Raw genomic sequence first — 14716 nt, 5'->3', positions numbered from 1 at the left:
TCGGTTCTGAGGCACCTCGTGACGGATGTCAGCGGGTCCGAACCGGAGTCCGGGGCCGCATGTCACCGAGGCCGGCGGCCCTTGCTCTTACGGCCGGCCGGCACGGCCCGGCGACCGGAGCCGCTCTGTGCGGGTTTCTGTGCCTGCCGCTGTGCCGGTTTCTCCGCAGGGGAGGCAGGGGTACGGCCCCGCGAGCTGTTCGCTGTCCGGCCGCGGACGATGCCGATGAAATCCTCCACCAGGTCAGTGGTCGCGTCCGTGGGCCAGGTCAGCGCGACCTGAGACTGCGGCGCGTCCGGCACCGGCCGGTAAGTGAGATCCCCGCGATGGTGGAGGCGTGCCAGCGACTGCGGAACCAGGAGAATCCCAGAGCCGGCCGCCACCAGTTCGACCGCGTCCGCCGTCGTCGCCGGGCGGGTGAACGCGGGCAGCCCGGGCCGGACCGCCCACTCGATGGTGTCGTCCAGAGGGTGGAAGACCTCGTCGTCGACGAGGTCGGCGATGACCACCTCGTCGGCGGCGGCCGCCGCATGGTCCTTGGGCACCACGACCACCGTGGTCTCCACGTAGAGGGGAATCACGCTGAGCCCGTCCCGGTCGACCGGCAGCCTGACGAATCCGGCGTCGGCGCCGCCGTTCCGCAGGAGCCCCACCACCTCGGCGGCGGGAACCGTGACGAGGGCGACCGGCACGTCGGGCATCCTCTCGGTCCAGATGCCGACCCATTTCGCGGGTGTCACCCCGGGCACGTACGCCAGCCGAAACACCCTGCCGGTCTCTCCATCAGTCACTTCCACAGGGTAGCGATGTCAGGGGATCCCGTTCCGACTGACTACTCTTGGCACCATGAGCTCGCCCAAACCAAAGACCATCCAGACGATGAAGCCCGCGACCGCGGCCAAGAAGCTGGGTGTCCTCCTCTCGGCCACTCCCGCCGAGTTCCAGGAGGGCGTCGTCTCCCGGGACGAGCTGAACGAGTTGCAGTCGAAGCCGCCCGCCTGGCTCGCCGACCTGCGTCGCAACGGCCCGCACCCCAAGCAGGTCATCGCCGCGAAGCTCAGGGTCTCCACTTCCGGCCTGATCAGAGGTGGGATCACGGGACCGCTCACCACTGCGGAGATCGATGCGCTGAAAGCGGAGAACCCTGCGTGGCTGGAGCGCGAGCGGTCCATCCACGCCGAGGCCCGCAAAGAGGCACTCCGCCTCGAGCAACCTTAGACAGACGAGGGTCGCGCACGTCTCCGAGCCCGGACACGTCTCGCCGCAACCGCCTGGCTGAGTGAGAGCCGATCGTCGGCTTGAGGACCCACTGGTGAGGCCCAGACGCGGTGCCATGGCCGTATGACGCCGTATGAAGGTGCCCGCGCCGACGTGCCGGTTGAGCCGCGGTTCTTCGTTACGGCGACGGGTCGTCCTCCGCCAGGTGGGCGGTGCGAAGCGCGGGCACGCGGCGGGCGACGGCGATGATGACGGTGGCGGCCAGGAAGATCAGGCCCGCACCGGCCAGGACCGGGGTGGGGATGAGGTGACCGCCCAGAAGGCCGAGCAGGACCGCGGGAACCGCCCACAGGGCCTCGGCGGCCAGGGCGTAAAGGGCGTAGCGGCGCCAGGGGTAGGCGCGCCGCCCAGCGGTGACCGCCGCGATCGTACGGCCGGCAGGCAGGTAGCGGGCGGCGATCAGGGTGAGCACGCTGGGCCGCAGGACGCGGGCCTGCCATTTCCTGAGGGGCGAGTCGCGGCGGCCGGTGGCGGAAGGCGGAGCGGTGCGCAGGTCGGCGAGACGGCGGGCGATTCTCCGGCCGATGCGGTAGCCGCCCAGGTCGCCGGCCCAGGCGCCGACACCGCCGGCGGCCATGACGGCGATGGAGGAAAGGTCGCCCCGGGCGGCGAGCGCGCCACCGGCGATCAGCAGGGATCCGGTGGGCAAGATCGGCAGGAACAGGTCCAGCGCCGCGATCACGCCGACCGTCAGGTAGGCGAGCAGCGGGGTCGTGGGGAGCGCGAGGTCGAGCATGATGGCGTCGTTCAGGGCCTGGTAATGCCGGCGATGTCGCGGCAGGCGCCAGGGGTGACCCGTCGGACGGCGGTGACCATCCGGCGGGGCTTGTCATGGGGATCGGCGGCGCTGATCGGCACACCGACGGATCCGGTGCCGCCGAGGACGGTCGACTTCACGGTCTCTCCTGATTTGGTGAACCGGTGCGGTGGTCTGGGCTCGGAGTCTCACCCGGCGATCTGCTCCGGTTCGGAGGAACTCAACTCCTCGCCGCGACCGGCTCGGCGACAGCGTCGGAGTCGGCCCCGGCGTCGGAGTCGGGCGTGGCGGTCTGGGGCTTGGCGGCGCTGCGCAGCGGGACCTGGCGGATGAACAGGGCCAGGACGATGCCGACGGCCGCCACGGCCGCGCCCCAGGTGAACAGCGCGGTGATGCCGTCGGTGACGGCCTGCTGGAACAGGTGCTGGGCCGCTTGGGGCAGGGCTCGCAGCGCCTGCGGGGTCATCGAGGTGGCGGACGCGGCCACGCTCTGTGCGCCGGGCCCGGCGGCGACCAGGGAGTCGGCCAGGTGACTGGTGTAGACGGCGCCGAGCAGTGAGATGCCGAGCGAGCTGCCCATGTTGCGCAGGAAGGTCGACACTCCGGTGCCCGCGCCCATGTCGCGCAGGTCGAGGCTGTTTTGGGCGATGAGAGTGCTGGTCTGCATCATCGCGCCCATACCGGCGCCCAGAACCACCATGTAGAGGCTGGACACCGTGGCGGAGGTGCCGACGTCCATCGTGGCGAACAGCGCCAGGCCGGCGGTGACCAGGATGGAGCCGATGATCGGCAGCGATTTGTAGTGCCCGGTCTTGCTGATCAGGGCGCCGCCGCCCAGGCTGACGACCATCGCGGCGATCATCATCGGCATGAGCAGCAGGCCGCTGTTGGTGGCCGACGCGCCCTGGACGAACTGCTGGAACTGCGGAAGGAAGCCCATGGCGCCGAACATCGCGAAGCCGGAGATGAAGGCGACCGCGCCGGACAGCGAGAAGTTGCGGCTCTTGAAGACCCGCAGCGGCATGATCGGCTCGGCGGCGCGTCGCTGGACGATCACGAAGGCGACGAACCCGGCCACCGCCGCCACGGCCAGGCCGAGGATCTGCGGTGAACCCCAGTCGTACTGGGTGCCGCCCCAGCTGGTGATGAGCACCAGCGCGGTGATCCACACCGTCAGCAGAGCGGTGCCCCACCAGTCGATCACGGCCTTGCCGGTGCCCTGGGGCAGCTTGGCCAGAGTGATCCAGCACAGGGCGAGGGTGACTGCGCCTAGCGGCAGGTTGACGTAGAAGGCCCAGCGCCAGCTGAGGTTGTCGGTGATGAAGCCGCCGATCAGCGGGCCACCGATCATCGCCACCGGCATGACGGCCATCATCACGCCCTGGTACTTGCTGCGGTCGCGCGGCGGGATCATCTCACCGATGATCGACAACACGCCCACCATCAGGCCGCCGGCACCCAGGCCCTGCAGCGCGCGGAAGCCGATCAGCTGCGCCATGTCCTGGGAGACTCCGCACAACGCCGACCCGAGCAGGAAGAGCGCCACGGCGGCGACGAAGGTGATGCGCCGGCCGAACAGGTCACCGAGCTTGCCCCAGATCGGCGTGGCCACGGTGGAGGCCAGCACGTAGCCGGTGGCCACCCAGGCAAGGTGGTTCAGGCCGCCCAATTCGCCGACGATCGTGGGCAGCGCCGGGGCGACGATCATGTTGTCCAGCATCGCCAGCAGCATGGCGATGACCAGGCCGCTCATCGTCACCAGGATCTGGCGGTGACTGAACCCCAGCCCGACCTGCCCTCCTGCCGCCGGAGGACCATCCGCGTCTGTCACGCGGTCCTTCGCCGCCATGGCGATCTCCTTCTCTTACACGCCAAAACTTACCTGTCGGTCGGCAAGCTTACTTGCTAACCGGCCGGTAAGCAAACGGTGTAGACTCGGGGGAGCAGCGCCTCCAAAGCAGGGGAAGACCGATGACGAAGACGGAGCAGGTGACGGCCGCTCGGCGCAAGGGCAGCCAGACGCGGGCCGAGATCCAGGAGGCCGCGCTGTCCCTGTTCACCGAGCGCGGTTACGACGCCACCTCGATGCGCGAGATCGCCGAGCAACTCGGCATCACCAAGGCCGCGCTCTACTACCACTTCGACAGCAAAGAAGCGATCATCCTCAGCCTGTTCCAAGAGCACCTGGGAGCGCTCGACGCGATCCTCGACTGGGCCGCGGATCGACCGCACACTCCCGAGCTCTCCTCGGAGTTGCTGGGGCGCTGGCTCGCCCTGAGCGCCACGCGGGGACTGCGGACCATGCGGTTCGCGGCCGCCAACCACACCGCGCTACGCACGGCGCTGCCCTCAGGCCAGGGCGGAGTGCTGGAACGGATCGACAGGGCGGCGCAGCTCATCCTCGGCCCCGGCACACCGCTGCAGGATCGCCTGCGCGTCCGGCTGGCCCTGCTCAGCGTGCACAACACCGTGCTGGCCGCCCAGGGTACCGAGGCCGCGGACGCCGACATCCTCACCACGGCCATGCAAGCGGCGAGGCTGTTGATCGGCGACCTCTTCCCGGCCCCGGAACTCCCCGACTCCGAGGAAAGCGCGCAGGCGCCCGAACTCCCCGGAACGGCAGGCGGATAAGCGGCGAACGCGGCAGGCCCGACTCGGCCGGGCCGAGAAGGGCGATCCGCGGACCGAAGGACGACGGCGTTTCAGCCCAGCAGTCGGTCGATGCGCATGGGCAGGTCGCGCACCCGGATGCCGGTGGCGTGGTGGACCGCGTTGGCGATGGCCGCGGCCGTGCCGACGATGCCGATCTCGCCGATGCCCTTGGAGCCCATCGGGTTGATCCGCGTGTCCTCCTCCTCGATCCAGTACGCCTCGATGGCGGGCACGTCGGCGCACGCCGCGATGTGGTACTGGGCGAAGTCGTGGTTGAGGTAGTCGCCGAACTCCGCGTCCATGACGCTCTCCTCCATCAACGCCATGCCGATTCCCATCGTCATGCCGCCGATGAACTGCGATCTCGCCGTCTTCGGGTTGATCACCCGGCCGACGCCGAAGACGCCGAGCAGGCGGGACACCCGTACCTCACCGGTGTCCATGTCGACCCTGACCTCGGCGAACTGCGCCCCGAAGGCGTGCCGCGAGAGCCGCGGCTGCGACGCGATCTCATCGGCCGTGTTGACGCGGACCTCGATCGGCCGCGTGCCGTTCCGGCGGTCGATCTCCTCCAGCAGCGCCTCGCAGGCCCGCACGACGGCCGTGCCCCAGGACGCGGTGCCCATCGACCCGCCGGCGATCGGCGCGGTGGGCAGGCGGCTGTCGCCGACCTCCACGCGCACCTTCTCCAGAGGGGCGCGCAGCGCGTCGGCGGCGATCTGGGTCAGCACCGTGCGTGCGCCCGTGCCGATGTCGGCTGCGGCGACGCCCACCGTGAAACGGCCGTCGGTCTCCGCACGCGCCGTGGCCTCGGACGGGCGGCGGTAGGACGGGTAGGTCGAGGCGGCCACACCGGTCCCGACCAGTCGGCGGCCGTCTCTGCGCACGCCGGGGGCGGGGTCGCGATCCGCCCACCCGAACCGCCTCGCCCCCTCGCGCAGGCAGGCGACGAGACTGCGCGAGCTGAACGGCTGGCCGGTCTCCGGGTCCGTCGCGGGTTCGTTGCGGATGCGCAACTCGATCGGGTCCATCCCGCAGGCGATGGCCAGTTCGTCCATCGCCGACTCCAGGGCGAACATCCCCGGGCACTCGCCGGGCGCCCGCATGAAGGTCGGGGTGGGCACGTCGAGGGCCGTCAGCCGGTGGGTCGTCCGGCGGTTGGGCGCCGCGTACATGACGCGGGTCGGGGTCGTCGTCTGCTCGGCGAACTCCTTGACGGTCGAGGTCTGCTCGAAGGCGTCGTGGATGATGGCCGTCAGCCCGCCGTCGCCGGCGGCGCCCAGGCGGACCCGCTGGATGATCGGCGTGCGGTAGCCCACCAGGGAGAACATCTGCTGCCGGGTCGTGGCGACCTTCACCGCCCGGCCGCTCACCTTCGCGGCGATTGCGGCGAGGACCACCGGGGGATGGGGCGCCAACTTGGAGCCGAAGCCGCCGCCGACGTGGGGTGCGATCACGCGCACCCGGTCAGGGGGGAGTCCGAACAGCCTGGCCAGCACGTCGCGGACCGTCGATGATCCCTGGTTGGAGTCGTACAGCGTGAGGCCGTCGTTCTCCCAGACGGCCACCGTCGAGTGCGGCTCCATCGGGTTGTTGTGCTGGGCAGGCGTGGTGTACGTCAGGTCGACGCTGACGGCCGCCTCCCGCAGCGCCGCGTCCGGGTCGCCCAGTTCGGTGTCGGTCGGGTAGTCGGGCGCCACCTTCGACGGTTTGTACATCTTGGGGTCGTCGACCCGCAGGACCACGTCGTGCTGCTCCTGGGCGTACTCGATCCGCACCTGGCCGGCCGCCTCGCGGGCCGTCTCGATCGTCTCCGCGATCACCGCCGCCACGATCTGTCCTCGGTACGCCACCCTGTTCGACTGGAACAGGGCGAGTTCGCGGTCGTCGGAGGGGCCCAGACGGGGCGCGTTGCCGTACCAGATCACCGCGATGACGCCCGGCAGGGTGAGCGCCGCCCCGGTGTCCACGGTGATGACCTCACCCCGGGCGATGGCCGCCTGCACCGGCACGGTGTAGGCGGTGTCGCGGTCCTGCGCGTTCTCGAACGCGTAGCGGGCCGTCCCGGTGACCTTCTCCTTCCCCTCGATCCGGGTCAAGGCCGCCCCGACCGCCTGCGTGCCCGTGAGCGTCATGGGATCACCGGTACCGCGAGCGTGCGGACGAGAAGGGCCATGCCGGGCCGGTGGATTTCATCCATCATGGGCGAATTTCTACCCTTGAGCGGATAATTTCCATCTATAGGGAAATATGAGCCTGCTTGACCTGAAGAGCGGCACCCCGCGGGTCCGCGTGCGGTGCCGGCCGGCACCGCACGCGATCTCCGTCGTGTCCGGTCAGTCCGTGCCGGACTCCATCGCGGCGTGATCGAGCAACTCGTCGTCGACGGGGATCTCTCCGCGGGAGGCGATCGCCTCGGCCCCGCCCTCGGGCATCGCGCCGATCAGCCCGGTCGAGGCCGCCTGTGCGACGCCGATCAACGTCGGGTGCTGACTGCCGACCATGCCGAGTCCGGCGTACTGCTCCAGCTTGGCGCGAGAGTCGGCGATGTCGAGGTTGCGCATGGTCAGCTGGCCGATGCGGTCGACCGGCCCGAAGGCGGAGTCCTCGACCCGTTCCATGGAGAGCTTGTCCGGGTGGTAGCTGAACGCCGGACCCGACGTGGCCAGGACGGAGTAGTCCTCACCGCGCCGCAGCCGCAGGGTCACCTCGCCGGTGACCGCCGTTCCGACCCAGCGCTGCAGGGACTCGCGCAGCATCAGCGCCTGCGGGTCCAGCCAGCGGCCTTCGTACAGCAGCCTGCCCAGTCGCCGCCCCTCGTTGTGGTAGCTGGCGAGGGTGTCCTCGTTGTGGATCGCGCTGACCAGCCGCTCGTACGACGCGTGCAGCAGCGCCATTCCCGGTGCCTCGTAGATGCCCCGGCTCTTGGCCTCGATGACCCGGTTCTCGATCTGGTCGGACATGCCCATGCCGTGCCGTCCGCCGATGGCGTTGGCCTCCAGCACCAGGTCGACGGCGGAGGCGAACTCCTTGCCGTTGATCGTCACCGGCCGTCCGTGCTCGAAGCCGATCGTGACGTCCTCGGCGACCACCTCGACCGCGGGGTCCCAGAACCGCACGCCCATGATCGGTTCGACGATCTCGATGCCCGCGTCGAGGTGCTCGAGCGCCTTGGCCTCGTGAGTCGCGCCCCAGATGTTCGCGTCGGTGGAGTAGGCCTTCTCCGTGCTGTCCCGATAGGGCAGGCCGCGGGCGAGCAGCCACTGGGACATCTCCGTGCGACCGCCGAGCTCGCTGACGAAGTCGGCGTCCAGCCACGGCTTGTAGATCCGCAGAGAGGGGTTGGCGAGCAGGCCGTAACGGTAGAACCGCTCGATGTCGTTGCCCTTGAAGGTGGACCCGTCCCCCCAGATCTGCACGTCGTCCTCGAGCATCGCGCGCACCAGCAGAGTGCCCGTGACGGCCCGGCCGAGCGGGGTGGTGTTGAAGTAGGTGCGGCCGCCGGACCGGATGTGGAACGCCCCGCAGGCCAGGGCTGCGAGACCCTCCTCCACGAGCGCCGCCCGGCAGTCGACCAGCCGGGCGATCTCCGCGCCGTACGCCGTGGCGCGCCCGGGCACCGAGGCGATGTTGGGCTCGTCGTATTGGCCGATGTCAGCGGTATAGGTGCACGGCACTGCACCCTTCTCGCGCATCCACGCGACCGCTACCGAGGTGTCGAGGCCTCCGGAGAAGGCGATCCCGACACGTTCGCCGACAGGCAGAGAGGTGAGCACTTTGGACACGAGTAGAAGTATATACACACTAATGCATGACCATGCAATGCCTTCGAGGCCCCGGTGGAGACGCCATGTCTCCACCGGGACAGCCGGTCGGTCAGGTGCGGGTGGAGTAGGAGTGGGCTCCGACGCCGGCGAGGCCTCCGCCTTGGACGATGAGGTATTCGTCGCGGATCGGGGTTCCGTCGAACCAGGCTTCGAGGATCTCCCGGGTTCCGGCCGCGTAACGGGCTTGGGCGGACAGGGACGACCCGGAGATGTGGGGGGTCATGCCGTGGTGGGGCATGGTCCGCCAGGGATGGTCGGCGGGGGCGGGCTGGGGGTACCAGACGTCGCCCGCGTAGCCGGCCAGTTGGCCGCTTTCCAGGGCCCGGACGACGGAGTCGCGGTCGGCGATCTTCGCCCGGGCGGTGTTGATCAGGTAGGCGCCGCGCTTCATGGTGGAGATGAGCTTGTCGTCGAACAGGCCCTCGGTCTCGGGGTGCAGGGGGGCGTTGACCGTCACCACGTCGCAGAAGGGGACCATCTCCTGGGTGCTGGCGTGCCAGGTGAGGTTCAGTTCCTCCTCGATCTCGCGGGGGAGCCGGTGCCGGTCGGTGTAGTGCAGGCGCACGTCGAACGGCTTCAGCCTGCGCAGCACGGCCAGGCCGATCCGTCCTGCGGCGACGGTGCCGATCTGCATGCCCTCCACGTCGTAGGAGCGGCTCACGCAGTCGGCGATGTTCCATCCTCCGTCGAGCACCACCTGGTGGGAGGGGATGTAGTTGCGCACCTGGGCCAGGATCATCATGACGACGTGCTCGGCGACGCTGATGCTGTTGCAGTAGGTGACTTCGGCGACGGTGATGCCGTGGGCGATGGCCGCGTCGAGGTCGACGTGGTCGGAGCCGATTCCGGCGGTGACGGCGAGTTTGAGCTTGGGTGCTTTGGCGATGCGTTCGGCGGTCAGGTAGGCCGGCCAGAACGGCTGGGAGACGACCACGTCGGTGTCGGGCAGTTCGCGGTCGAAGACCGAGTCGGCGCCTTCCTTGTCGGAGGTGACGACCAGGGTGTGTCCGCGCTCTTCGAGGAAGCGGCGCAGGCCGAGTTCGCCCGAGACGCTGCCGAGCAGGTGGCCGGGGGTGAAGTCGACGGCCTTGGGCGTCGGCAGGGTCTGGCCGCCGGGGTAGGCGTCGATGACCGGCAGGTCGTCCCGGGCGTACGTGGTGGGGTATCCGTCGGTCGGGTCGTCGTACAGGACGCAGAGCACTTTCGCCATGGTGTCGACTCCTCATTGAGGACGGGGGCAGATGCCTCCACCATCCGCGCGGGCATATCCGCACGTCAAAGCGAAAGTTCCTATCGCGAGATAGGACGCTTCTATGAGTTCTCCGTGCGTGCCTGCGGCGGCACGGCCGTCGGCAGCGGCGCGAGGTGGTCACGCAGCAGCCGGTCCAGGGTGTCGCGCAGGTCCAGCCCCCGGGTGATCTCCAGCAGTGCGCCGGCGAGGACCGGTTCGGGGCTCCGGTCCGCGACGACCAGGCCGACCCGGGGCACCTGCGCGGGCTGTTCCATCCGGACGACCCGCATGCCGTCGGGCACGCCGAACATGTACAGCCAGGCGTGCGCGATGACGCTCGACCACCGGTGCGTGGCCACGTGGGCGTACAGCGCCGAGACGGTGTCGGTCTCGATGGCGGGCACCGCGACGGCGCCGGCGGCGCGGAAGATGCCGTCCAGGATGCGCCGGTTGCGCATCTCGGGAGCCAGCAGGCACAACGGCAGCGCGGCGACCTCCGCCCAGCGCGCGACGTCCCGCCCGGCCAGCGTGCCGTCGTCCGGGGTGAGCAGCAGATAGCGCTCCTCGTACAGCGGGCTCGCGCGCACGCCGCCGAGCTCGTCGTCGTCGAGGTAGGTCATCGCCACATCGATCTCGAAATCGGCGAGCTGCCTGTTGATCTCCCTGGACGACAACGACGACAACGACACCCTGGCGTGCGGGTGGCGCTCGCAGAACGGCGTCGTCAGCAGCGACGCCGCCGTCAGCGCCGTCGGTATCGCGCCCATGCGCAGCGTGCCCGACAGGCTCTCGCGCATCACGGACAGGTCGTCCCGCAGCCCGTCGCACTCGGCGAGGATGCGGTGGGCCCAGAGCAGGACGCGGTCGCCTTCGGGGGTGAGCCCGGCGAAACGCCGGCCCCGCCGTACGAGAGGGACGCCGAGTTCGCGCTCGAGCTTGCGGATGGCGGCCGACAACGACGGCTGCGAGACATGGCAGGCGGCGGCGGCACGGGCGAAGTGCCGCTCCCTTGCCAGGGCGACCAGATATTCCAGCTGGCGCAACAACACGCCACAGGATCGCCTGTCCGCCGCCGCCGCGTCTAGGTCATTTCGGGACTCAGTGGTGATCCGCCGCCGCGGTGCGGGGGAGCAGCGGCAGGCACAGGCCGCACAGGACGATCACGCCCAGTACGGCCAGCAGGACGGTGAACACGCCGGCACGCATGCCGTGAGCGGCGCCGACGGCCAGAAAGATCGTCGATACGCCCGCCGCGCCGACGGCGTTGGACAGTTGCTGGACGGCGTTGAGCGTCCCGCTGGCGCTGCCGGACTCCTCCGCGCCGACGTCGCCGAGTGCGACGGCGAAGATCGACCCGAAGCAGCAGCCCATTCCGAGCCCGCACAGGAACAGCGGAGCGGTCAGCGGCCAGATCGATCGCCCGTCCGCGCCGACGAGGATCAGGTAGCAGAGCACTCCCGCGCCGATCAGAGCGAGGCCTGCCGCCACCACCCGGCGGCCGTGCCTCGCGATGAGGCCTCGTGCCGAGAACGAGGCGATGATGATGCCGACGGACAGGGGCGCCATCGTCTCCGCGGTCTGCGACGGCACCAGCCGCAGGCCGTCCTGCAGATACAGGGAGGTGACGTAGAGCAGCCCCGCGACGACCGCGGAGAACAACGCGCCGAGCAGGACACCGGTGACGAAGCCCCGGTCGCGGAACAGCGAGGGGGCGAGCAGCGGGTCGTCACTGCGAAGCTGGTGCAGGGTGAACAGGGCCAGCCCTGCGACGCCCAGGACGATCGCGAGCACCGGCCGCGCGTCCCAACCGTGGTCCGCGCTCTGGACGAGGCCGCCGAGCACGCCGAGGACTCCGAGCATCAGCAGGACGGACGCCAGGGGATCGATCACCGCCGCCGGGCGTCCCGGGTCGCGCGGCAGGACCCGTACGCCGGTGAGGAACACGGCGAGACCCAGGACGGCGTTGGCGACGAAGACGCCCCGCCAGCCGAGCCCGAGCGGGTTCGCCTGGATCAGCAGGCCGGCGACGACCGGGCCGCTGATCGAACCCACCGCCATGAGCGGGCCGAAGAGGCCGAAGACGCGGCCGAGTTCCGCACGGGGGAAGGCGCGGAGCAGGATGCTGAAGCCCTGCGGGATCAGCAGGGCGCCGAACACGCCCTGCAGGAGACGCGCGGGGACGATGGACGCCGGATTCCAGGCGAGCGCGCACAGCAGCGAGGCGGCGGTGAACCCCGCGCCGCCGATGAGGAACGACCTGCGGTAGCCGTACCTGTCGCCGATCCTGCCTCCGATCACCAGGACGGAGCCGAGCGTCAGGGAGTACGCCGACCCCAGCCAGGGCGTCAGGGACGGCGGGGCGTGCAGGTCGCGCAGGATGGTGGGCACGGCGATGTTGGTGACCGTCGTGCTCAGCAGATCGAGGACGTCCGCGACCAGGATGACGGCGAAGATCCACCATCTGAGGGAGGTGCGGACAAAGGTGCCAATTTCGGGCATGGCGAAGAACTCTCTGATGACGAGAGACTTGACGCCACCGATCGCGGTGACGTCGTGCCGGCCGGAAATCCCGACACGAGACCACGCCGAACGTGGCTCGCCGCACCTTACGGATCAAGGTTACCGGGCCGGGCGGCCGCCTCGTACGCCGCTGGACGGCGGTGAACCCTCAGATGGGGGCAATACCATGCTCGGCATGCGTGCTCACGCACGGTCGAGGGCGGTGTCCGTGCTGGCGGCCGTCCTGGTGGCCTTCGCCGTGGCCGGGCCGACGTCCGCCGCGGCGCCCGACACCCTGTTGCCGAGGGCGCGGGCGATCGTGCGGGAGCATCCCGGCATGTGGGCGCAGGCGGTCGTGGCCAGGGGCGAGCACACCGTCGTCGTCGGCCGCTCCGCGCGGCAGGCCGCCGAGATCGCCGCGGTCGCCGACCGGGCCGGCCATACGGTCGCCAAGGTCTGGGGGCCGGTCGACGCGGTCGTGCTGGTGCCCGCGACGGAGGCGCAGGCCGCGGAGCTGGCGGCGCCCGCGCACGTCGAGGGATTCGCGGCGTTCGCGGGGGTGGGCCGCGTCATCGTCGACCCGTCCGGCTTCGGGCGGCTCAGCCGGACCGGTCGTCAGGTGGTGCTCACCCACGAACTCACCCATGTCGCCACCGGTGCGGTGCTCACGGGAGACATGCCGGCCTGGCTGGTGGAGGGTTTCGCCGACTACGTCGGATATCTGGACGCCGGTCTGCCCGTGCGCGCGGTCGCGGCCGAGCTCGCCGAGGAGGTGCGTGCCGGGACCCCGCCGCGCGAGCTGCCCGGGCGCGCCGAGTTCCAGTCCGGGTCGGTACGGCTCGCGCAGGCGTACGAGGAGGCGTGGCTGGTGTGCCGCTACATCGCCGAGCGGTTCGGAGAACCCAAGCTGGTGGGCCTGTACCGTGCCGCCCTGCGGTCCGGTGTCACGGCGGCCCTCAGGGACACGCTGGGCATGACCCTTCCCGGCCTGACCGAGGCGTGGCGGGATTATGTGGTGCGGCAGCTCGGTCCTGTGGCCGCCTCGTGAGCACCCGGTCGCGGCGTGCCCGGTCCGGATACGTGCGTGATCACGTGAGGGGTTCGCCCAGGTGGCCGGGCCGTCCGCCGAACCTGTGCATGATCGCGCCGCGGATTCGCCCAGGTGGGCGGGGGTGTTGCCGAAAGTGTGCATGATCACGCGACGCGTTCGCGCAGGTGGATGGGGGGATTCCCGAGTCTGTGCATGATCACGCGAGATGAAAGGGCCGGTCAGAGGTGGCAATCCCGAATTTGTGCATGATCACGGGGAAGGGAAGGTGGCGATGGGGAGGACACTGATCGTCACCAATGACTTTCCGCCGCGGGCCGGGGGGATCCAGGCGTTCGTCCATGGGCTCGCCTCGCGGCGGCCGGCGGACTCCGTGGTCGTCTACGCGCCCAAGTGGAGGGGATCGGACTCCTTCGACAGGCGGCAGCCGTACGAGGTGGTCAGGCATCCGGGAACCCTCATGCTTCCCACGCCCGGCGTCGCCCGGAGGGCGGCGGAGCTGGCCAAGGGCTGCGACACCGTGGTCTTCGGCGCCGCGGCTCCGCTGGGGATGCTCGCGCCCGGTCTGCGCTCGGCCGGTGTGGGCCGGGTCGTGATGCTCACCCACGGGCACGAGGCGTCGTGGGCCCGGCTGCCCGTCGCCCGTGACATGCTCCGCCGCATCGGCCGGGGCGCGGACGTGGTGACCTACCTCGGCGACTACACGCGGCGCAGGCTCGCATCGGTGATACCGGAGTCCAAGCTGGTGCGGCTGGCGCCCGGAGTGGACACCTCGGCCTTCCACCCGGGCGCGGGAGGCGCCGGCGTCCGCAAGTCGCTGGGCCTGGAGGACAGGCCGGTGGTCGTGTGCGTCTCCCGCCTGGTGCCGCGCAAGGGCCAGGACATGCTGATCCGGGCCTGGCCGCGGGTGTTGCGGGAGATCCCCGACGCCGCGCTGCTCCTGGTCGGCGGCGGCCCGTCCCGCAACGCGCTCGAACGGGCGGCGGCCGGCCACGTCGCGAAGGGTTCGGTCGTGTTCACCGGGTCGGTGCCGTGGGCGACGCTTCCGGCGCACTACGACGCGGGCGACGTGTTCGCCATGCCGTGCCGCAGCCGCCTGGCCGGGCTCGACATCGAGGGGCTCGGCATCGTCTACCTGGAGGCGTCGGCCACCGGGCTCCCCGTCGTCGCCGGCTCGTCGGGCGGCGCCCCCGACGCCGTACGGCACGGCGAGACGGGCCTGGTCGTCGACGGCACGTCGGAAACGGAGATCGCCGGAGCCCTGACCGGCCTGCTGTCCGACCCGGCCCGTGCCCGCGCGATGGGGGAGCGGGGCAGGGCCTGGATCGAGGAGGAGTGGGGCTGGGACCGGGTCGCCGCCCGCTTCTCCGGCATCCTCACGGCCACCGCGACGGGAAACGAGCCCGCCGCGGAGTGCCGGTGAA

General features: G+C 70.5%; 13 protein-coding genes. 4 read left to right on the top strand and 9 right to left on the bottom strand.

The genetic code is table 11. The features are described from left to right. Positions 1–62 precede the first annotated feature (62 nt). Positions 63–791 (bottom strand): LysR family substrate-binding domain-containing protein, encoded by a 729-nt coding sequence (locus tag Pmi06nite_RS01445; RefSeq protein WP_239113453.1) that lies wholly within the window; start codon positions 789–791, stop codon positions 63–65. Positions 792–846: 55 nt separating this feature from the next. On the opposite strand from Pmi06nite_RS01445, the gene Pmi06nite_RS01440 reads away from it, so the two are divergent. Beyond that, on the top strand, positions 847–1218 hold the full coding sequence (locus Pmi06nite_RS01440) for a DUF5997 family protein (protein WP_203950922.1): 372 nt from the start codon (positions 847–849) through the stop codon (positions 1216–1218). 178 nt (positions 1219–1396) lie between these two features. Here the strand turns inward: Pmi06nite_RS01440 and Pmi06nite_RS01435 are convergent, their stop codons facing one another. From Pmi06nite_RS01435 to Pmi06nite_RS01425, 3 genes are all read right to left on the bottom strand, one after another. Then, positions 1397–2014 carry a DedA family protein gene (locus Pmi06nite_RS01435; RefSeq protein WP_203950921.1) on the bottom strand — a complete coding sequence of 206 codons (618 nt, stop codon included), beginning with the start codon at positions 2012–2014 and terminating at the stop codon, positions 1397–1399. An 11-nt stretch (positions 2015–2025) separates the two neighbouring features. Continuing rightward, positions 2026–2175: a hypothetical protein gene (locus Pmi06nite_RS01430; RefSeq protein WP_203950920.1), complete on the bottom strand. Its 150-nt coding sequence runs from the start codon at positions 2173–2175 to the stop codon at positions 2026–2028. A gap of 80 nt (positions 2176–2255) precedes the next feature. Next, a complete protein-coding gene (locus tag Pmi06nite_RS01425; protein ID WP_203950919.1) occupies positions 2256–3884 on the bottom strand; it encodes an MDR family MFS transporter in 1629 nt (542 codons plus the stop codon). 122 nt (positions 3885–4006) lie between these two features. Between Pmi06nite_RS01425 and Pmi06nite_RS01420 the strand changes: the two genes are divergently transcribed. Beyond that, positions 4007–4666 carry a TetR/AcrR family transcriptional regulator gene (locus tag Pmi06nite_RS01420; RefSeq protein ID WP_203950918.1) on the top strand — a complete coding sequence of 220 codons (660 nt, stop codon included), beginning with the start codon at positions 4007–4009 and terminating at the stop codon, positions 4664–4666. A gap of 71 nt (positions 4667–4737) precedes the next feature. On the opposite strand, the gene Pmi06nite_RS01415 is transcribed toward Pmi06nite_RS01420, so the two are convergent. The 5 genes from Pmi06nite_RS01415 to Pmi06nite_RS01395 form a co-directional block, all read right to left on the bottom strand. Then, complete coding sequence (locus Pmi06nite_RS01415) at positions 4738–6822, bottom strand: xanthine dehydrogenase family protein molybdopterin-binding subunit (protein WP_203950917.1); 2085 nt, start codon at positions 6820–6822, stop codon at positions 4738–4740. A gap of 201 nt (positions 6823–7023) precedes the next feature. Beyond that, positions 7024–8472, bottom strand: a complete 1449-nt coding sequence (gene argG / locus Pmi06nite_RS01410) for an argininosuccinate synthase (protein WP_203950916.1) — start codon at positions 8470–8472, stop codon at positions 7024–7026. Positions 8473–8563: 91 nt separating this feature from the next. Continuing rightward, the gene (locus Pmi06nite_RS01405) at positions 8564–9724 is read right to left on the bottom strand and encodes an NAD-dependent formate dehydrogenase (protein ID WP_203950915.1); all 1161 of its coding nucleotides are present in this window, start codon (positions 9722–9724) and stop codon (positions 8564–8566) included. 101 nt (positions 9725–9825) lie between these two features. Beyond that, a complete protein-coding gene (locus tag Pmi06nite_RS01400; protein ID WP_239113451.1) occupies positions 9826–10794 on the bottom strand; it encodes a LysR family transcriptional regulator in 969 nt (322 codons plus the stop codon). A gap of 49 nt (positions 10795–10843) precedes the next feature. Continuing rightward, positions 10844–12244, bottom strand: coding sequence for an MFS transporter (locus tag Pmi06nite_RS01395; protein ID WP_203950914.1), 1401 nt, complete (start codon positions 12242–12244; stop codon positions 10844–10846). 196 nt (positions 12245–12440) lie between these two features. On the opposite strand from Pmi06nite_RS01395, the gene Pmi06nite_RS01390 reads away from it, so the two are divergent. Together Pmi06nite_RS01390 and Pmi06nite_RS01385 are read left to right on the top strand one after the other, a co-directional pair. Continuing rightward, the gene (locus tag Pmi06nite_RS01390; protein ID WP_203950913.1) at positions 12441–13292 is read left to right on the top strand and encodes a peptidase MA family metallohydrolase; all 852 of its coding nucleotides are present in this window, start codon (positions 12441–12443) and stop codon (positions 13290–13292) included. A 274-nt stretch (positions 13293–13566) separates the two neighbouring features. Beyond that, positions 13567–14715: a glycosyltransferase family 4 protein gene (locus tag Pmi06nite_RS01385; RefSeq protein WP_203950912.1), complete on the top strand. Its 1149-nt coding sequence runs from the start codon at positions 13567–13569 to the stop codon at positions 14713–14715. Position 14716 lies beyond the last annotated feature (1 nt).

The sequence above is a fragment of the Planotetraspora mira genome, assembly GCF_016863275.1.
GTDB classification, from domain to species: domain Bacteria; phylum Actinomycetota; class Actinomycetes; order Streptosporangiales; family Streptosporangiaceae; genus Planotetraspora; species Planotetraspora mira.
This window is presented reverse-complemented; position numbering and strand designations above follow the sequence as displayed.